17 protein-coding genes are annotated in these 18642 nt (G+C 64.2%); 13 read left to right on the top strand and 4 right to left on the bottom strand.

From position 1 onward, the window contains the following. Positions 1-291: 291 nt before the first annotated feature. The gene (shbA, locus tag A2J03_RS20240) at positions 292-867 is read left to right on the top strand and encodes an RNA polymerase sigma factor ShbA (protein WP_068377600.1); all 576 of its coding nucleotides are present in this window, start codon (positions 292-294) and stop codon (positions 865-867) included. A gap of 118 nt (positions 868-985) precedes the next feature. Here shbA and A2J03_RS20235 read toward each other — a convergent pair whose 3' ends face one another. Continuing rightward, positions 986-1786 carry a crotonase/enoyl-CoA hydratase family protein gene (locus A2J03_RS20235; RefSeq protein ID WP_068377599.1) on the bottom strand — a complete coding sequence of 267 codons (801 nt, stop codon included), beginning with the start codon at positions 1784-1786 and terminating at the stop codon, positions 986-988. Positions 1787-1788: 2 nt separating this feature from the next. Continuing rightward, complete coding sequence (locus tag A2J03_RS20230; RefSeq protein WP_068377598.1) at positions 1789-2766, bottom strand: hypothetical protein; 978 nt, start codon at positions 2764-2766, stop codon at positions 1789-1791. A 91-nt stretch (positions 2767-2857) separates the two neighbouring features. Here A2J03_RS20230 and A2J03_RS20225 point away from each other — a divergent pair, with 91 nt between their 5' ends. After that, positions 2858-3439: a TetR/AcrR family transcriptional regulator gene (locus tag A2J03_RS20225; protein ID WP_068377596.1), complete on the top strand. Its 582-nt coding sequence runs from the start codon at positions 2858-2860 to the stop codon at positions 3437-3439. Positions 3440-3523: 84 nt separating this feature from the next. On the opposite strand, the gene htpG is transcribed toward A2J03_RS20225, so the two are convergent. Further along, a complete protein-coding gene (gene htpG / locus A2J03_RS20220) occupies positions 3524-5449 on the bottom strand; it encodes a molecular chaperone HtpG (RefSeq protein WP_068377594.1) in 1926 nt (641 codons plus the stop codon). A gap of 172 nt (positions 5450-5621) precedes the next feature. On the opposite strand from htpG, the gene A2J03_RS20215 reads away from it, so the two are divergent. The 8 genes from A2J03_RS20215 to A2J03_RS20180 all read left to right on the top strand — a co-directional run bounded on the left by A2J03_RS20215 (position 5622) and on the right by A2J03_RS20180 (position 14644). After that, on the top strand, positions 5622-6722 hold the full coding sequence (locus tag A2J03_RS20215) for an MBL fold metallo-hydrolase (protein ID WP_068377592.1): 1101 nt from the start codon (positions 5622-5624) through the stop codon (positions 6720-6722). 26 nt (positions 6723-6748) lie between these two features. After that, positions 6749-9169 (top strand): HAD-IC family P-type ATPase, encoded by a 2421-nt coding sequence (locus A2J03_RS20210; RefSeq protein WP_068377591.1) that lies wholly within the window; start codon positions 6749-6751, stop codon positions 9167-9169. A 44-nt stretch (positions 9170-9213) separates the two neighbouring features. Further along, positions 9214-9402 (top strand): antitoxin, encoded by a 189-nt coding sequence (locus tag A2J03_RS20205; protein ID WP_068377589.1) that lies wholly within the window; start codon positions 9214-9216, stop codon positions 9400-9402. A 61-nt stretch (positions 9403-9463) separates the two neighbouring features. Then, complete coding sequence (locus A2J03_RS20200) at positions 9464-11101, top strand: Na+/H+ antiporter (RefSeq protein WP_068377582.1); 1638 nt, start codon at positions 9464-9466, stop codon at positions 11099-11101. Between the two features lie 20 nt (positions 11102-11121). Next, complete coding sequence (locus tag A2J03_RS20195) at positions 11122-12285, top strand: lipase family protein (protein WP_068377580.1); 1164 nt, start codon at positions 11122-11124, stop codon at positions 12283-12285. Then, positions 12286-13458, top strand: a complete 1173-nt coding sequence (locus A2J03_RS20190; protein WP_068377578.1) for a sensor histidine kinase — start codon at positions 12286-12288, stop codon at positions 13456-13458. It begins immediately after the preceding gene. Further along, a complete protein-coding gene (locus A2J03_RS20185; protein ID WP_442971383.1) occupies positions 13455-14279 on the top strand; it encodes a LytR/AlgR family response regulator transcription factor in 825 nt (274 codons plus the stop codon). Before A2J03_RS20190 ends, A2J03_RS20185 begins: the two co-directional genes overlap by 4 nt. Beyond that, positions 14276-14644, top strand: a complete 369-nt coding sequence (locus tag A2J03_RS20180; protein WP_068377603.1) for a hypothetical protein — start codon at positions 14276-14278, stop codon at positions 14642-14644. The genes A2J03_RS20185 and A2J03_RS20180 overlap by 4 nt, the downstream gene beginning before the upstream one ends. On the opposite strand, the gene A2J03_RS20175 is transcribed toward A2J03_RS20180, so the two are convergent. Further along, positions 14641-15303, bottom strand: coding sequence for a GAP family protein (locus A2J03_RS20175; RefSeq protein ID WP_156520481.1), 663 nt, complete (start codon positions 15301-15303; stop codon positions 14641-14643). The genes A2J03_RS20180 and A2J03_RS20175 overlap by 4 nt on opposite strands. A 75-nt stretch (positions 15304-15378) precedes the next feature. Between A2J03_RS20175 and A2J03_RS20170 the strand changes: the two genes are divergently transcribed. From A2J03_RS20170 to A2J03_RS20160, 3 genes are all read left to right on the top strand, one after another. Next, a complete protein-coding gene (locus A2J03_RS20170; RefSeq protein WP_068377574.1) occupies positions 15379-17121 on the top strand; it encodes a sodium/solute symporter in 1743 nt (580 codons plus the stop codon). Positions 17122-17338: 217 nt separating this feature from the next. Continuing rightward, the gene (locus A2J03_RS20165; protein ID WP_068377571.1) at positions 17339-17638 is read left to right on the top strand and encodes a DUF485 domain-containing protein; all 300 of its coding nucleotides are present in this window, start codon (positions 17339-17341) and stop codon (positions 17636-17638) included. Next, a partial coding sequence (locus A2J03_RS20160) for a solute symporter family protein (RefSeq protein WP_197480877.1) occupies positions 17635-18642 on the top strand: 1008 nt, incomplete at its 3' end. The genes A2J03_RS20165 and A2J03_RS20160, both read left to right, overlap by 4 nt.

Here is an 18642-nt window from a genome sequence, read left to right as displayed (position 1 = left end):
GCCGTCTTCGGTGACCACTGTGGATCGACCGCGGCTTCTACTGCGTGTTCGCTCGCTCATGCTCGTCTCCGATGCGCTGCAGGTGTGTAAGAGTGTTCGTCGGCGCCGGGCGCCGCGTTACGTGATGTTCATTCTGCTTGCGCGGTTTCGCATCGGGACCCTCCCGAAGAGTGCAAGATGCCCGCCCCGTGGGGTGGCTTTCCTCACCCTGGGGTGGGTACTCACCAAGCCGCCGGTGAAACAGGATCGAATCACACAAGAAACGCAGGGTGAGCAGGGAGGACTGAGGCGATGACGAACGACGACATCGTGGACATGCTCGAGGCGCGAGTTCCACTCGCGGTGGGCGGGGACATGGCAGCTCTCTCCGACGTGATCGGGCTGGTCAGGCCCAAGCTGAAGCGTTACTGCGCGACCCGCGTGAGCAACTCGGAGGTGATGGCAGACGACGTCGTTCAGGATGTCTGTCTGGCTCTTGTCTCGGCGATTCCGAAGTACCGCGACGTCGGCAAGCCCTTCATGGCGTTCGTATACGGCATCGCAGCGCACAAGATCGCCGATGCGGGACGGAAAGCCGCATCACGTCGTGCGTATTCGCTCGAATTGGTGATCGAGGAACCGTTCACCGAGGAGTCGCCTGAATCACACGCAGTCGAGGGTGAATTACGCAGCCACGCAAGTGCTTTGATGAACACCTTGCCGCCGAGGCATCGAGAGATCGTGCTGATGCGGGTGATATGGGGGATGACGGCTCCCCAGACCGGTCGAGCCCTGGGTATGACCGCAGGCGCAGTCCGAGTGGCGCAGCACCGCGCCATGAACCAGCTGCGTGCAGAACTGTCGAACTTTTCGTTGCTGACGGCGTGAGTCCTTCGTTCATTTGCCCCGAGATCAACGCATCCGACTAGCCAGGATTGTCCGAGGCGGCTCCGCCGCCAGTGGCGCGGTTGAGTGCCTTGGGGTGCACTCAACCGCGCCACTGGAGCTACCTACCCTCGAACCTCGGATCCCTGCGTTCGAGCATCGCGTTCACAGCCTCGGAGTGATCCGACGTCGTATGCGCAATGGCCTGAAATGCCGCGGAGAGTTCCAGAAGACTGTCCAGGCTCTGGTGCTGCCCTTCTCTGAGCAGCTTCTTGGTCATCCGCAGAACCTGCGGCGGGTTGGTGGCAACGCGATCGGCCAAAGTGTGTGCGGCGGCGAGTAGTTCGTCGGGCTCGACCACTCGGGATACCAGCCCCCAATCCAACGCCGTCGTCGCGTCGATTGGCTCACCGGTGAAGGCCATCTCGCTCGCCCGCGCCATCCCGACTGCACGGGGAAGGAGCCAAGCACCGCCGTCGCCGGGGATGATTCCGACCTTGACGAAACTTTCGGCGAACTTGGCCGTCGTCGACGCGATGCGCAAATCGCACATCAACGCCAGGTCGCACCCCGCACCGATCGCAGCACCGTTGACGGCTGCAATCGTCGGGATCTCGCAGTGGTACAGCGCTTTCGGTATGCGTTGGATCCCGTGCCGGTAGCCCTGCCTCAGCTCGGCCGGGCTCCCGCCGAACATCCCTTCCTTGTCGCGCATGTGTTTGACGTTGCCGCCGGAGGAGAACGCTGAGCCGGCTCCCGTCAGAATCGCGACGCGCACGCTGGGATCACGGTTCGCGGCCAGCACCGCGTCTTCGAGGGCATCGATCGTCTCGATCTCCGAGATCGGATTCCGAGCGTCGGGGTTGTTCAGCGTCCACACCAGGACATCGTCGCGGCGTTCGATCAACAGCGGTTCGGTCATGACTACAGTGCAACACGCGCCGCTTCGGGCATCGACGAGGCGGGCATGGACGAGGCGGGCACCGTCGAGTGTGCCGAGGCCGTGATCTTTCGGTGTCCCACCACCATGAAGACGACACCGGCCGCAATCCACGACGCCAGAACCCACCAGGCCTGGGCCGTCGCAGCGTCGGGGAAGTATGAGAGATTGCGCATGAGAGTCGCCCCGGCTCCCGGCGGGAAGAACTGGCCGACGACGCCCCACGGTGACGGGAGGAATTGCCACGGCGCGGCCGCGCCCGAAATCTGGTTGCCGAGGAACATCATCACCACGGCGACGACGCCGATGCCTGCCGGTCCGACGACCGTGGTCAACCCCACGATCGGAGCGCTGACAGCCAGCACGGCCATGGTCACCGCTGCGACCAGTGCGAGGGTGTCGCCCTGCAATATCCCGAACCACTCCGCCGCAATGGCGACGATGACGACGCCGGCACCCACGCCGTACGCGGCAGTGGCGAGGAGGCGTCGCCGCACTCCGCGGACGAGCATCGAGATGATCACGCCGCCTGCAATGCCGCCGATGACGAGCGGAAACGTCATCGCGGACAGACCCGCGCCGCGGGCGTCGGACGACGCGAACGGCACCACGTCGGTTGCCGTGGTGTTCAGGCGCGCAGCCACCGAGTCGAGCATCTGCCCGACGACAGTTCCGTTGGCTGACGAGCTGAGTACCTCGGGTTGTGTGCCGAGCACGATCGCGCCGTAGGCCGTGCGCGAGTGAAGCTGCGCGATTGCGTCCTCGCGCGACGTGGCGGGGAGGACGTCGAATTGCCGGGACAACTGGCTGGTGACAGCGGGATTGTCGCCGACGACGGCGATCGGGATGTCGTGGACGGTGGATGTCACGGACGGCCACAGGAATGCCAGTACGACGAGGGCGAGGATCGCGGATCCGGTGAGGGCCACTGCTACGACGCGTGGCCATGGGGTGAGGTTCATGTCAGCTCCTTAAAAAACGAATAATCGTTCTTTTATAGTGAGCGCGACGCTGAGAGTTGTCAAGAACGAGCATTCGTTTTTAATATGAGGTGTGCCCAAAGTCAGCGATGTCCATCGCGAAGAACGCCGCCGTCAGATCATCGACGCGGCGATGACGTGTTTTTCCCGGTCAGGTTTCGAGGGCACGTCGATGGCGGAGATCATCACCGAGTCCGGATTGTCGGCCGGGGCGATCTACAGCTACTTCACCAGCAAGCAGGACCTGATCGTGCAAGTCACCCGGGATGTGCTGCAATCTCGGGCCGACGACCTCGACGGCCTGGAGAAGCAGGACCCGCTGCCACCACCGGCGGTGGTCGTGAGGATCTTCCTCAACGGGATGACCAGGGACCTCGGCAATCCGAGCATTCTCGTACAGATATGGGCGGCAGCGGCGGCCGATCCCGACAATGTGTCGACCGTGTCGTCGGTTGTGGTGGAGCTGCGATCGCTGTACGAGCGATATCTGCGAGTGTGGTTCGAGAACAAGGGTTTCGACGATGCCGACGCGCGTGCGCATGCCCTCGCGCCGCTTGTTGTCGGTCTCTGTCAGGGGTTCATTCTGCAGTCGGTCTTGATGCCGGACTTCGACGCGGACGCCTATCTGGCTGCCCTCGATCTGCTCCCACTCTGACCCTCCGGGTCAGTGGCACGGTTAAGTATGCGGGAGCACACTTAACCGTGCCACTGGGGGCGGAGCCCCCAGAAACCTGGCGAGCTAGACCGTCCTGGTCAGCCGATCGGCCAGCAGTCGGGAGAACTTGGCCGGATCCTTGAGCTCGGTCCCCTCGGCGAGAAGTGCCGTGGCGTACAGCAACTCGGCCGTCTCGGCGAGGTTGGGATCATCGCTGCGATCCTCGCGAGCCTTCTTGAGCCCAGTGACCAGATCGTGCGTCGGGTTCAGCTCGAGGATGCGCTTGGACGTCGGAACGAACTGCCCCGACGCCTTGTACATCTTTTCGAGCTGCGGGGAGAAGCTGAATTCGTCACCGACGACGCAGGCGGGTGATGTGGTCAGGCGTGAGGACAGGCGGACTTCCTTGACGTCCTCGCTCAGCGTCTCGCTCATCCACTTCAGCAGGCCCTCGAACTCCTTGTCCTGCTCTTCGCGCTTGGACTCGGCGTCCTTCTTCTCCTCTTCGGTGTCGAGGTCGACCTCGCCCTTGGAGATGGACTGGAAGGACTTGCCGTCGAAGTCGGGAACATTGCCGACCCACACTTCGTCGACCGAGTCGGTCAGCAGCAGCACTTCGAGGCCACGAGCCTTGAAAGCTTCCATGTGCGGCGAGCTTTCGATCTGCTGACGGGACTCGCCCGTCATGTAGTAGATCTGCTCCTGGCCGTCCTTCATCCGGTCGACGTACTCGGCGAGAGTGGTCAAGCCCTCGTCGCTGTTGGTCGAGGCGAACGAGGAGACCGTCAGCAGTGTCTCGCGGTTGTCGAAGTCGGAGATCAGGCCTTCTTTGAGCGCCCGGCCGAACTGCGACCAGAATGTCTGGTACTTCTCGGCGTGCTCGCTCTGCATTTCCTTGATCGTCGAGAGGACCTTGCGGGTCAGACGACGACGGATCGCGCGAATCTGACGATCCTGCTGCAGGATCTCACGAGACACGTTGAGCGAGAGGTCCTGTGCGTCGACGACACCCTTGATGAAGCGGAGGTACTCGGGGAGTAGCTCCTCGGAGTCGTCCATGATGAAGACGCGCTTGACGTACAGGTGCACGCCGGCCTTGCCTTCGCGCATGAACAGGTCGAACGGCGCCTGCGACGGAATGAACAGCAGCGCTTGGTATTCGAACGTTCCCTCGGCCTTGAACGGGATGACCTCGAGCGGCTCGTCCCATGCATGGCTCACATGCTTGTAGAACTCCTTGTACTCCTCGTCGGACACTTCGTCCTTGGGGCGAGTCCACAGGGCCTTCTGCGAGTTGATCGTCTCGGTCTCGATCGTGACGGTGTCCTCGGCGCCTTCCTCCTCCGATTTCACCCGCTTCTCGACGTCGATCCGGATCGGCCAGGCGATGAAGTCGGAGTACTTCTTGACGAGCTGCTTGATCTTCGATTCCGACGCGTAGTCGTAGAGGTGGTCCTCTTCGTCGGTCGGCTTGAGATGCAAAGTGACCGAGGTACCCTGCGCCGCACCGTCGACGTCGGAGATCTCGTACGTGCCCTCACCGGAGGACTCCCACCGCGTCGCGGTGGCTTCGCCTGCCTTGCGGGTGAGAAGTGTGACCTTGTCGGCCACCATGAACGTCGAGTAGAAGCCGATGCCGAACTGGCCGATCAGCTCCTCGGATGCGGCAGCGTCCTTGGCTTCCTTCAGCTTCTTGCGGACCTCGGCGGTACCGGACTTCGCCAGCGTGCCGATGAGGTCGATGACCTCATCGCGCGTCATGCCGATGCCGTTGTCGCGGATCGTGAGCGTCCGGGTCTCTTTGTCGATGTCGACCTCGATATGAAGGTCGGAGACGTCGACGTCGAGATCCTTGTCGCGGTACGACTCGAGCCTCAGCTTGTCGAGGGCGTCGGACGCGTTGGAAATCAGCTCCCGGAGGAAGCTGTCCTTGTTCGAGTAGATGGAGTGAACCATCAGGTCCAAGAGCTGACGTGTCTCGGCCTGAAATTCGCGCTGTTCGGTGGTCATGAGTGTGTGCGATCTCCTTCTAGAGCAAAACCGTCGCAAGTAGTCTACTTGCGAGCTGCGGCGAGAACGCTGCGGGACTCGTCTCCCGATACCTATTGTCCAGCGTTACGCCGAGCGAGAACACGCCCGGCTCCGAGGCCTCGCCGCGTCGCACCTCGCTACTGTGGAGTGAGTGACGAACTCGAAGATCGTGCCGATCGCGCTGAGCGTACTGAGTGCGGCCTGGGTCGCTCGGGCCGCATGGGGTCTGCCGACGCAAATCGGCGCCGGCACCTCCAAGATTGCGCCGTACGCCGCCAATTCGGCTCGGTATCGCGATCGCAAGTTCCACAACAGCGAACCGAGCTCGAGCTTCACCGGTGGCGGTGACGAGTCGATCTTCGTCTCGTTCCTCAGACGTCGATCGCAGGGCAAGCCTCTGCGACCCATTCCGCTCGCACCTCAGGTAGCACCCGTGAACGCCGGTGAGATCGCAGTGACCTGGTACGGCCACTCGTCGGTGCTGGTCGAACTGGACGGTCGACGCATTCTCGCCGATCCCGTGTGGAGCAACCGGGTCTCTCCGTCCCAGGCCGTCGGGCCTTCCAGGCTGCACCCCGCTCCGGTTCGGCTGGACGCGCTCCCGGCCGTCGACGCGATCGTCATCTCCCATGACCACTACGACCACCTCGACAAGACGACGATTCAGCGGCTGGCCTCGTTGCAGAGCGCGCCCTTCGTCGTCCCGATCGGAATCGGCGCACATCTGCGTCACTGGCGAATTCCCGAGGATCGCATCATCGAACTCGACTGGGACGAGCAGACCGAGGTTGCCGGGCTCACCATCACCTGCACCGAGGCCCGGCACTTCTCCGGGCGCGGTCTCAAACGCGACCTGACGCAGTGGGCGTCCTGGGCGTTCGCAGGACCGAAACATCGCGTGTTCTTCGGCGGCAACACCGGCTACACAGTCAAGTTCGCCGAGATCGGTGCGCAGTACGGCCCGTTCGATCTCACCCTGCTGCCGGTCGGCGCCTACGACCCACGCTGGGCCGACATCCACATGAACCCGGAAGAGGCAGTGCGCGCACACGGCGATCTCGGCGGCGGCCTCCTGGTTCCCATCCACTGGGCCACGTTCAACCTCGCGTTCCATCCGTGGTCGGAGCCGATAGTCCGGCTGAAAGCCGCAGCCGACGACGGCGGCGTCGACACGGCTGTGCCCATGCCGGGCCAGCGTATCGACGGCTCTCGCCGCACGCACGACGATCGGTGGTGGGCTCGCCTCGGCTGAGCCGAAGAGCACCTAGGCTTACCCCCATGTCGATCGAGGCGGACGCACAGCGGGACAGCGGGCTCACCGAGGCGCAGGTAGCGCAGCTTCGGTCCGAAGGAAAATCGAACGACGTCCCCGCCCGCGCAAGTCGCTCGGTGAAGGACATCGTCAGAGGCAACGTCTTTACTCGTATCAACGCGATCCTGGGTGTCCTGCTGATCATCGTCCTGTCGACGGGTTCCATCGTCGACGGCATGTTCGGTCTGCTGATCGTCGCGAACAGCGGCATCGGCATCATCCAGGAGATTCGCGCGAAGAAGACTCTCGACGAGCTTGCAATCGTCGGGCAGAGCAAACCCGTCGTGCGACGCGACGGCGTGGCCCGTGAGATCGCACCGAACGAGGTGGTCCTCGGCGACGTCATCGAACTCGGTCCAGGTGACCAGATCGTCGTCGACGGCGTGGTCATCGAGGCGTCGAGCCTGGAGGTCGACGAGTCCCTGCTCACCGGCGAAGCGGATGCGGTTCACAAGGTCGAGGCGGATCAGATTCTGTCGGGGAGTTTCGTCGTCGCGGGGAGCGGTGCCTACCGCGCGAGCAAGGTGGGCCGCGACGCCTACGCTGCCCAATTGGCCGAGGAAGCAAGCAAGTTCACGCTCGTGCATTCCGAACTGCGTAGCGGCATCGACAAGATCCTGAAGTTCATCACGTACCTGATGATTCCTGCCGGGGCACTGATCATCTACAACCAGCTGTTCTCCTCGGGGCAGTCACTCGGCCCGGCGCTCAACGGCATGGTCGCCGCGCTCGTGCCGATGGTGCCCGAGGGACTCGTTCTGATGACGTCCATCGCATTCGCGGTCGGCGTCATTCGCCTCGGCCAGCGCAAGTGCCTCGTGCAGGAACTTCCCGCGATCGAAGGCCTCGCACGCGTCGATGTCGTGTGCGCCGACAAGACCGGCACGCTCACCGAGAACGGAATGCGCCTCGCCGAGCTGCGCGTCGTCGACGAGAGCGATACCAGCACGCTGACGTCGGTTCTTGCGGCCCTCGCGCACGACGACCCGCGTCCGAATGCCAGCGTTCTCGCCATAGGAGAAGCGTTCGACAACGATCCTGGCTGGACCGAGAGTGCGGTCGCCCCGTTCTCGTCGGCGAAGAAGTGGAGTGGGCTGTCGTACGGCGAGCACGGCAACTGGCTGCTCGGTGCGCCCGACGTACTGCTCGACTCCGGCACCGACATCGCCCGCCAGGCCGAGGACGCAGGTTCCGCGGGTCTGCGCGTTCTGCTGCTCGCCAGCAGCAACCTCCCGGTGGACGACGATGCCGCCCCGGGCATCGTGACGCCCCGGGCCCTGGTGATACTCGAGCAGAAGGTGCGTTCCGACGCCCGCGAGACGCTCGAGTACTTCGCGAGCCAGTCCGTCGCGGTCAAGGTCATCTCCGGGGACAACGCCGTGTCCGTCGGCGCGGTCGCCGGGTCACTCGGTCTCGACGGGCACCCGATCGACGCTCGAGACCTGCCCGAGGAGATCGAAGAACTCGCCGACACCGTCGAGAATGCGACGACGTTCGGTCGCGTACGTCCCGACCAGAAGCGGCGGATGGTCGGGGCCCTGCAGTCACGAGGGCACACCGTCGCGATGACCGGCGACGGAGTCAACGACGTGCTCGCACTCAAGGACGCCGACATCGGTGTCGCCATGGGGTCGGGAAGTGCAGCGACCCGAGCGGTCGCGCAGATCGTCTTGCTGGACAACAAGTTCGCCACCCTTCCCTACGTCGTCGGTGAGGGACGGCGAGTGATCGGCAACATCGAGCGGGTCTCGAATCTGTTCCTCACCAAGACCGTCTACTCGGTGCTGTTGGCGTTCCTCATCGGCCTGTCGGGCGTGTTGTCGCAGGTCTTCCACTTCGAGCCGTTGCCGTATCCGTTCCTGCCGCGGCACGTGACGATCGCGGCGTGGTTCACCATCGGCATCCCGGCCTTCGTTCTGTCGCTGGCGCCCAACAACGAGCGTGCACGTACCGGGTTCGTGCCCCGCGTCATGCGCCTCGCGGTGCCGTCGGGAGTCATCGTCGGCGTCGCGACGTTCGTGTCCTACTTGCTCGCGTATCAGGGACCCAGTGCCACCGAACAGCAGGTCACGCAGGCCAGCACGACCGCGCTGATCACCCTGATCATGATCGCCGTGTGGGTACTCGCCGTCGTAGCGCGGCCCTACGTGTGGTGGAAGATTCTGCTGATCGCGGGATCGATCGTCGGCTACCTCGCGCTCTTCACCATCCCGTTCTGTCGAACGTTCTTCAAACTCGACCCGTCGAACATCGCGTTGACGACGTCGGCGGTCGTCATCGGTGCGATCGGCATCGTCGCAGTCGAGGGCGCCTGGTGGATCAGCGCGGCTCTGCACGGCGAGAAACGTCGACTCTTCGGAGCAATGCCGGTCGCAGGCACGAAGTAAGCTTGCGTCTCGCCAGTTCTTTCACTCAACGAGATGGAGCGAAAATGAGTTTCGCAGACAACCTGAAGGGTCTCGTCGGCAAGGGCAAGCAGCTCGCCGCCGAGAACTCGGACAAGATCGAGGACGTAGTCGACAAGGCCGGTGACTTCATCGACGACAAGACCGGCGGAAAGTACGCGGACAAGGTCGACAAGGCGCAGGACGCCGCCAAGAAGGCGATCCCGGACAAGTAGAGCGGGGTCGTATGTGTGCGTCAGCTGCGGGTCCGAGTACAGCTGACGGCACAATCTAGCTGTGGACGGACCGGTACTACTTCTCGTCGTGATCGCGGCCGTCGCGGTCGCGGGATTCGCCAAGCGCCTGGACCTGCAGGTACCGCTGGTGCTCGTCGCGACCGGATCGATTGCATCGTTCGTGCCCGGCGTCCCACATGTGACGCTGGCGCCCGAACTGATTCTCGGGGTGGTTCTACCCCCGCTGCTGTATTCGGCGGCGCTCGACTTCTCGTTCGTCAGCTTCCGGAAGAACCTCGGTCACATACTGCGGCTCGGGGTCGTGATGGTGATCGTCACTGCCGTCGCTGTCGGCTACTTCGCGAATTGGCTGGTGCCCGAACTGACTCTCGGTGCTGCGCTGGTTCTCGGCGCGTTGGTCGCTCCGCCGGATGCGGTCGCGGCAATCGCCGTTGGACGCAAGCTCGGACTACCGTCGCGCATGATGGCGATCCTCACCGGGGAGAGCCTCGTGAACGACGCCGCCGCATTGACCTTGTTCACGCTGGCGGTGGCATCGGTGACCGGGAAGAAGATCGAGATCGATTCACCCGTGTTGTTCTTCGCCTACGAGATCGTGGGCGGCGTGATCGTCGGGCTCATCCTTGCCAGGATAGTTCGCTTCGTGCGATCCCGCATCCAGGACTCGGCACTCGAAACCGTTCTCGGCCTTGTTCTTCCGTTCGCTGCCTATCTCGCTGCCGAAGAGATTCACGCTTCGGGTGTGTTGGCCGTCGTGACCGCCGGATTCGTTCTCGGCAGGGTGACCGCCGACGTCGCGGTGACGACTCGCATCCAGGAGCGTCAGGTTTGGCCGCTGATGGATCTGCTGCTGGAAGCGTTCGTGTTCGCATACATGGGCTTGCAGTTGAAGTCGGTGATCCAGGAGGTCGAGCGCGATGGCCTGCCGGTGCTGCACATCTTCGCGTACGCCCTGCTGATTCTCGCCGTGGTGATCGCTGTCCGCCCCGCATGGATCTTCGTCAACACCGGCCGGCGTGCGATGACGCGCAAGACCGTTCGCCGAAATCGTGCCGCCGAATCCGAAGCGTTGGGTCTGACCTGGAAGCAGAACCTGGTGCTGTCCTGGGCGGGCATGCGCGGGGTCGTGACGCTGGCAGCGGCATCCGGTGTTCCGCTCGCGACGGTCGCCGGCGATCCGTTCCCCGGTCGAGCAGTCATCCAGGCCGTCGCCTTCGTCGTCGCCGTGGGCACGTTGCTGATTCAGGGGTTGACCTTGCCGCTGTTGATCCGTCGACTCGATGTAGCGGACCCCCTCGAACAGCAGCAGACGGACGAGCAGCAGGCTCTCGCACGGGCGATTTCACGCTCGGCGGCCGAGCAATATCTGTCCGATGCCGCGGTGAACGGAATCCCAGGTGCCAGCACGGAGTCGGTGCAGACCGTACTCGAACGGGTCCGCAGGTCGGTACGGGCCAGACTCGACGCCGACGAGACGGAGGACCGTGAGGAGCGGGTCGCCGCCGCCGGTGCCCTGTTCGACACCCTGCGTCGACATGTCCTTGCGGCTCAACGCGATGCGCTGGTCAAGGCCCGAGATTCCGGCGAATTGGACGACGAAGTGTTGCGAGCGGTGCTCGACGGCTTGGACGTGGAAGAGGCGGCGGCAGAAGCGCGCCTGGAACGGCGGAACAGATAGTGCAGACCTCTCATAGCCTCATGCTAGTTCTGGCCGCAGCCTGCCTGGTCGCCAGTTGCGCAGAGCCGCAGGCGGTTACGACGCCACCCTCCGAATCGGCACTGGCGCCGCCCGTCGGCGACGAGCGGGGCGCGATTGTCTCGCGGGTGGAGATGGGGCATACCGATCTGGCCGTACGCTTCCTCGGAGCCACGGCTACCCGCGGCGTGTACCGGTCCCGGTCCCGCGGCGCCGATCGTGGCACGGAGGTGTCCGGGGTGATCTTCACTCCCAATGGTGTTCCGCCGGAGGGTGGTTGGCCGATCGTGTCCGTCGGGCACGGCACTACCGGTGTCACCGACGAATGCGCGCCGTCGCTGTACCCGAATCTACTGGGCACCATCGGAATGGTCGCACCGTTCCTCGAGCGTGGAATGGTCGTTGCCGTCACCGATTACGAAGGCATCGGCACACCTGGATCGCATCCGTATCTGGATCCGGATGCAGCGGCATACAACGTCGTCGACGCAGTCCGGGCCGCGAGAAACGTTGTTCCCGGCGCGGGGACCCGTTGGGGTGCTATCGGTAATTCGCAAGGCGGACAAGCTGTTTGGGCTGCCTCAGAAAAGTGGGACTACGGCGACGGGCTCGAACTCGTGGGTAGCGCCGCGTTGTCTCCCGTGCTGAACATGGCACCGATGTTCGCCGCGGGCCACACCAACACTCTGCCGCAGACCCTGTTGACCCCTTTTCTGGTGGAAGGGCTGCAGTACCGGCAGCCGGACGCCGTGGATTCGGAGTTCATTCGTGGCGCACTGGTCACCGACCAGCGGGCACTGACTGCGTGCACAGATCTGCTCGGAGTGCAGAAGGCGGAGGCGGCGACGCGGCTCCTCCCGAGCGATGCGACACCCGAGACCGAGGCGTCGCGCGTACGGATGGTCGACTGGCTGACCTCAGTGGCCCTTCCGCGAGAGCCGTCCGAGGTGCCACTGCTCGTCGTGGTGGGGGAGCAGGATCAATTGATCGACCCGAAGTGGACACGTGATGCCGTCAGGCAGGCATGCTCGATGGGTGACGTCGTCGCCGAACGCCTGGAGCCGGGCCAAGGGCATTCCGACCAGGCTGCGGTCTACGCCGGAGTGACCTGGTTGTCCGATCGATTCGCGGGTCTGCCTGCCCCGAACAGCTGCCCGGGAGGCTGAATGACATCCGCGCTGCTGTGGTTCGCGGTACTGGTGGCCTGCGCGATCGTCGCAGTCGCCATCATCAGTCTCCGGGGTCGACGCGATCTGGCGACGCCGGGAGAGCGTGCCGTACATGCGACGCTGCACACCGCGTCGATGGCCGCACGGCCGCTGCGCCGAGGACTCGACCCCGAGTCGGCAGCCGAGGCCGCTCCACATCTACGCGCATTGACCGGTGGTGATGCCCTCGGGATTGCCGATGCGGACGCCGAACTGCTGACGTGGAACGGACCCTACGACGAGCTGATCGACACATTCACCGCGGCAGCGAAGCGCGCGGTCGACGGTGAACGTCGTGTACTGCTGCTGGGCCCGCTCGGAAACGATGACGCCGTGCGTGCGCTGATCGCTCAGCCACTGCTTGTCGAGGACGTCGGGGTCGTCGGAGTGCTCGGCGTCGTGACCAGATCGGTGCCGGGCCCGGGGATGCTCGGTGCCATCACCGAGGTCGCGCGGTACGCGTGCGGACAGATCGAGCTCGCCGAACTGGACGCATCCCGTGCCAGGCTCGACCGAGCGGAAGTGCGCGCACTCCGCGCACAGATCAGTCCGCATTTCATCTACAACGCGCTCGGAACGATTGCCTCGTTCGTGCGTACCGATCCGGATCGGGCGCGGGAGCTGGTGCTCGAGTTCGCGGACTTCACCCGCTACTCGTTCCGGAACTCAGGTGAGTTCACTGTCCTCGCCGACGAGCTACGCAACATCGACCGCTATCTCACGCTCGAGCGTGCACGTTTCGGCGACTCCTTGCAGGTCACACTGCAGGTGGCGCCCGAGGTGCTGAACGTGGCGCTGCCATTTTTGGCTCTGCAGCCACTGGTGGAGAACGCAGTGCGGCACGGCCTGTCCGGGCGGGCAGGTGGCGGCACCATCACGATCGTCGCTGCCGACGAAGGAACGGACTGCCTCATCAGCGTCGAGGACGACGGTGTCGGCATGGACCCGGACCTCCTGCGCTCGGGGACGCTCGATTCGGAGGAAGCGGCGCACGTCGGTCTGTCCAATGTCGACGATCGACTGCGCGCGGCCTTCGGCAACGATTACGGTCTCGTCGTGGACACGGCACTCGGCTCAGGGACGAAGGTAAGCATGCGGGTGCCCAAGTTCAGAGCGGGGATTCGGGCATGATCGCCGCCTCTGGCAGCATGACAGGGGTGGAGACTGATGTGTCCGGTCTCGTCGTTCTCGCGGTCGACGACGAGAAGCCCGCTCTCGACGAGCTGGCCTACCTGTTGAACAGGCAGGACCTGGTGGCCGAGGTGAACACCGCTGCCGACGCAACCACTGCCTTGCGACGCCTCCAGCATCCGGTCGGTCCGTCGTCGCCGGCGATCGATGCGGTGTTCCTCGACATCAACATGCCGGGTCTCGACGGCTTGGAGCTGGCGGGCATTCTCGCGAATTTCGCCCGTCCGCCCGCAGTGGTGTTCGTGACTGCGCACGATGATCGCGCGGTTGCCGCGTTCGACCTCGGTGCCGTCGACTATCTGCTCAAGCCGCTGCGTGAAGACCGCCTGACCGAGTCGGTGCGTCGCATCGTCACCGCGGGACGACGCCCCGAGGCGCAGGAGCCGGCGCTGTCGGACGAGATCATTCCCGTCGAACTGGGGGGTACGACGACCCTCGTGCACCGGGCGAGTGTTGGGTGGGTCGAGGCCGACGGAGATTACGCCCGACTCCACACGACGAGCGGTTCGCATCTCGTGCGGATTCCGATCTCCACTCTCGAAAGCCGTTGGGCCGATGTCGGTTTCCTCCGAGTGCACCGGTCGTATCTGGTGTCGCTTTCGCTGGTGACGGGGATCAAGAGTGTCGGGTCGGGGCTGGTCGTGTGCCTGCGGCGAGAGGGGGCGTTGGCCGCTGTCGAGCTACCGGTAAGTCGGCGGCACACCCGTGAGTTGAAGGATCGACTCGTTCGCGGGCCGTTGCAGTCGTGGTCGAGTCGGTGACCGACGGTCGAAAGCTCCCCCGCGAACGCGTCGTACTGGCGCGTCGGCGCGGTGCCCGAATCGTGCGCACACGCGTCGAAGTGCAGGAACAGACCGAGGTCGGTGACGCGATGGTGCGTTCTCTCGTGCGAGCACAACTCTGGCTGTCGGTTCGGCTTGCCGCGCTGACCCTGTGCGTTCTGTTCGCGATTCCACTCATCGGGCAGTTGGTTCCCGCCTATTCCCACGCCACTGTGTTCGGAATTCGGTTGCCGTGGTTGATTCTTGGAATCGCCGTCTACCCGCTACTCCTCGGCGTCGGCTGGGTGTACGTACGACGGGCCGAGCGCAACGAGCACGAGTTCATCGACTTGATGGATGACTAGAGGGCATTGAGTGTCACGTACAGACCCAGAGCGCACAGAATGACCGTCATCATGACGTCGCTGTGCCTGACGAACCCGCCGACGAACGCATCGAGTGGCCGGCGCGCGCGGTCGCCGAAGACGAGCAACGCGAGCGCGGGTGCGGCGACACCGAGACTGGAGACCGCTACGAACACCACCGCGGCCACGATCTGCGCGGTCACGACCGTCGTCACGTCCACGATGACCGCGACTGCGGACAGCGCGATGACGCCGCTCTTCGGATTCACCGAACCGAGCAGGAACGCGGTTGCAAGCGCTTTCCTGCCGGTGAGTCCGCGCGCCGACCGAACCCAACCCGGTTCATCGGCTGCCGGGCCGTGCCGAACGAGCCCGAAGAGTCTTCGCAGGCCCAGAGCTATCAACCCGATACCGAGGGCCAGACGCAACCACCGCACCCAGGCGGACGAGTCGACGGCCAGCACTGCAGTGTCGACGAGCAACAGTCCGGCGGCGGTGACGGCAGCCACGCCGGCCAGCCACCCGGCCGTGAACCGAGCAAGTACGGTGCCGGTGTTCAACGTCGACAGGCCTGCTGCCATCGCAGTGGTGGGTAAGTGCGCCAACACTGCACCCACAGCGAAGGGAAGCGCGGCAGTGACGGCCCCCGACACGGACATCACATGGTCCTCGGCGTGTGCATCGTCGCATTGTCCCACGTTGGACTTCGTGCAAGACCTGGAAATACGCGTTCAGTGAACGGCCAGTCGATTCCGGTGATCACAGTGATCGCGCTGCTGCTCGCTGCGGTGGCGACCGTGGCCATCGGAATTTACGGGGTCCGGCTCGCCCGTACCACCTCGGACTTTCTGGTGGCGTCTCGCACGGTGGGGCCGAAATGGAACGCCGCGGCGATATCCGGCGAATATCTTTCGGCCGCTTCGTTCCTGGGCGTCGCGGGGCTCATCGCGAAGTACGGCGCCGATGCGTTGTGGTACCCGATCGGATTCACCGCCGGATACCTGGGTCTGCTGCTGTTCGTCGCCGCCCCGTTGCGGCGAAGCGGGGCGTACACGGTCCCGGACTTCGCAGAATTCCGGCTCGGATCGCTGCGGCTCCGCAAGCTCGCCATGTTCGTCGTCGTCGTCATCTGCGCGCTCTACCTGGTTCCGCAGTTTCAAGGCGCCGGGTTGACGCTGAACATTCTGCTCGGCGTACCCGGGTGGGTCGGTGCAGCCGTCGTCGGCATCATCGTCATCGGGAACGTGGTGGGCGGCGGCATGCGTTCGATCACGTTCGTCCAGGCTTTTCAGTACTGGCTGAAATTGACTGCAGTCGCGGTGCCGGCCGTCGTGCTGGCACTGCATTTCTTCGCCGACGATCGGGCCGTCGGCAGTCCGGCTCCGCCGACGGTGGACCGGGTGACAACAGTGAACATCAGCACCGACGTTCTCGTGCAGGTCGATTCGCCGATCGAGGTAACGGTGCGCGGCACGGTCGACGGCGAGGGCGTCGACGGTAGGATCGCGCTCGGTGCCGGGACCCACGAACTCGGTGAGGGCACATCGCTGGTTCTCGACGCGGATTCACCGGTGCCTGTCGTGGCGGGTGCGCCGTCCTCCGATCGTGAATGGGCCACGCCCGGTGGCGGTCTCGGCGGGATGCACCCCCTGTACCAGGTCTACTCGCTGATCCTCGCGACGTTCCTCGGCACGCTCGGCCTGCCGCACGTACTGGTCAGGTTCTATACCAATCCGGATGGGCGTGCAGCCAGGCTGACCTCGCTCACCGTCCTCGGTCTGCTCGGCGTGTTCTATCTGTTTCCGACGCTGCTCGGTGTCTTCGCACGGTTGTACGTACCCCAGTTGCTGATCACCGGGACCTCCGACGCTGCGGTCTTGTTGCTGCCAGGTTCGGTGCTCTCGGGAGTGGGCGGTCAGTTGCTCGCAGCGCTGGTCGCGGCCGGCGCTATCGCGGCATTTCTGTCGACATCGTCGGGCCTGTTGGTGAGCATCGCCGGGGTGCTGAGCACGGATGTGCTGAAGGGGCGAGTTCGCGACTTCAGGATCGCTGCGGTGCTGGCGGGGGCAGTGCCGCTGGTGCTGTCCCTCGGACTGGTATCGCTCGATCTGTCTCGAACAGTTGGACTGGTGTTCGCGGTCGCCGCGTCGACGCTGTGCCCGTTGTTGGTGCTCGGCATCTGGTGGCGCGGTTTGACCGCCGCGGGAGCAGCGGCCGGGTTGGTCGGCGGCGGAGCGGTGTCGCTGGTCGCCGCGTCGTTGTCGGTCTTCGGCATTCCGGATTCCTGGCTCGACGGCTGGGCGGCCGCGATCCTGGGATATCCGGCCGCCGTGAGTGTTCCCCTCGCCTTCGGCCTGATGTACGCCGTCAGCAAGGCCACCGCTCGGTCGGTTCCGAGCGATGTCGGGAGCATTTTCACTCGGCTTCATGCGCCGGAACGTCTCGGCGTCGGCCGTGATCGGGAGCGCGAGCTCTAGCCGAACGAGCTCTCCGTTCATCGTCGTCAGATGACCGCTCGGCGCAGAGTCCGACTGCTGGTCGTGTGACTGGCGCCACTCCATATCTTTGTGACGAGGCTCTCATTAACGTCATGAATCGGTTCCAATCACAGCCCGTGATGGGGAAAACGAGGGAGCAAGCGACGTGAGCACACCGGATACGTCTCCGCCACCAGACGAGCAAGCGTTCATCGACATGCAAGCGAGCCCGGAATTTCAGGAGTTGCGACGACGTCTGCGCAGCTTCGTATTTCCGATGACCGCGTTCTTCCTGATCTGGTACGTCGTCTATGTGCTGCTCAGTACCTACGCGTCGGGATTCATGTCCACCCCGGTATGGGGGAACGTCAACGTCGGCCTGCTACTCGGGCTCGGCCAGTTCGTGACCACCTTTGCGATCACGGGAATCTACGTGAGGTTCGCGAACCGTGAACTCGATCCGCGCGCCGCAGCGCTGCGCGCCGAGATGATCACCTCCCAGGAGGCCAAGCGATGATCAGCCTGTTAGCTCAAGAAGCCGCGGACACCACCGTCGGCGAACCACTGATCAACATTGCGATCTTCGGCGCATTCGTCGCCGTCACGATGTTCGTCGTCATCCGCGCGTCGAAGAAGAACGCCACCGCATCCGAATTCTTCACTGCGGGTGGCGGATTCTCGGGCCCGCAGAACGGCATCGCAATTGCCGGTGACTACCTCTCGGCGGCGAGCTTCCTCGGCATCGCGGGCGCCATTGCGGTGTACGGCTACGACGGCTTCCTGTACTCCATCGGCTTCCTCGTTGCCTGGCTCGTTGCTTTGCTACTCGTTGCCGAATTGCTGCGCAACACAGGCAAGTTCACGATGGCCGACGTGCTGAGCTTCCGCTTGAAACAACGTCCGGTTCGTACTGCGGCAGCACTGTCCACTCTGACGGTGTCGCTGTTCTACCTTCTCGCGCAGATGGCCGGCGCCGGCGGACTCGTCGCGCTGCTTCTCGACATCTCGGATCGCACCGGACAATCCATCGTGATCGCGGTCGTGGGTGTGCTGATGATCGTCTACGTCCTCGTCGGCGGTATGAAGGGCACCACGTGGGTGCAGATCATCAAGGCGGTTCTGCTCATCGCCGGTGCGCTGTTCATGACTGTGCTGGTACTGGCGAAGTTCGGGTTCAACATCTCCGAGCTGCTCGGTAGTGCGCAGGAGACCGTCTCCGGATCTGCCTCCCAGGCCGTCGCTGCTCGCGACGTCCTCGAACCGGGCGCTCAGTACGGCGGCAGCAACATGTCCAAGCTCAACTTCCTGTCGCTCGGCATCGCGCTCGTACTCGGAACTGCCGGACTCCCACACGTTCTCATGCGTTTCTACACCGTCCCCACCGCCAAGGAAGCGCGTCGCAGCGTTGTCTGGGCCATCGCCCTCATCGGCGCGTTCTACCTCTTCACCCTGGTGCTCGGCTACGGAGCCGCAGCCATCGTCGGACCCGACCGAATCTTGGCGTCGGCCGGCGGACAGAAC

Origin of the sequence: Rhodococcus sp. EPR-157 (assembly GCF_001647195.1) — a bacterium.
Lineage (GTDB): Bacteria > Actinomycetota > Actinomycetes > Mycobacteriales > Mycobacteriaceae > Rhodococcoides.
Note: the sequence above shows the minus strand (reverse complement) of the source record. Positions and strands in the feature narration are given on the sequence as shown.

What these genes read in the sequence shown, in the direction of transcription:
- shbA (WP_068377600.1), top strand. Translation starts at nt 292, where the DNA reads ATGACGAACGACGACATCGTGGACATGCTCGAGGCGCGAGTTCCACTC.
- A2J03_RS20235 (WP_068377599.1), bottom strand. Translation starts at nt 1,786, where the DNA reads ATGACCGAACCGCTGTTGATCGAACGCCGCGACGATGTCCTGGTGTGG.
- A2J03_RS20230 (WP_068377598.1), bottom strand. Translation starts at nt 2,766, where the DNA reads ATGAACCTCACCCCATGGCCACGCGTCGTAGCAGTGGCCCTCACCGGA.
- htpG (WP_068377594.1), bottom strand. Translation starts at nt 5,449, where the DNA reads ATGACCACCGAACAGCGCGAATTTCAGGCCGAGACACGTCAGCTCTTG.
- A2J03_RS20210 (WP_068377591.1), top strand. Translation starts at nt 6,749, where the DNA reads ATGTCGATCGAGGCGGACGCACAGCGGGACAGCGGGCTCACCGAGGCG.
- A2J03_RS20205 (WP_068377589.1), top strand. Translation starts at nt 9,214, where the DNA reads ATGAGTTTCGCAGACAACCTGAAGGGTCTCGTCGGCAAGGGCAAGCAG.
- A2J03_RS20195 (WP_068377580.1), top strand. Translation starts at nt 11,122, where the DNA reads ATGCTAGTTCTGGCCGCAGCCTGCCTGGTCGCCAGTTGCGCAGAGCCG.
- A2J03_RS20190 (WP_068377578.1), top strand. Translation starts at nt 12,286, where the DNA reads ATGACATCCGCGCTGCTGTGGTTCGCGGTACTGGTGGCCTGCGCGATC.
- A2J03_RS20185 (WP_442971383.1), top strand. Translation starts at nt 13,455, where the DNA reads ATGATCGCCGCCTCTGGCAGCATGACAGGGGTGGAGACTGATGTGTCC.
- A2J03_RS20175 (WP_156520481.1), bottom strand. Translation starts at nt 15,303, where the DNA reads ATGTCCGTGTCGGGGGCCGTCACTGCCGCGCTTCCCTTCGCTGTGGGT.
- A2J03_RS20165 (WP_068377571.1), top strand. Translation starts at nt 17,339, where the DNA reads ATGCAAGCGAGCCCGGAATTTCAGGAGTTGCGACGACGTCTGCGCAGC.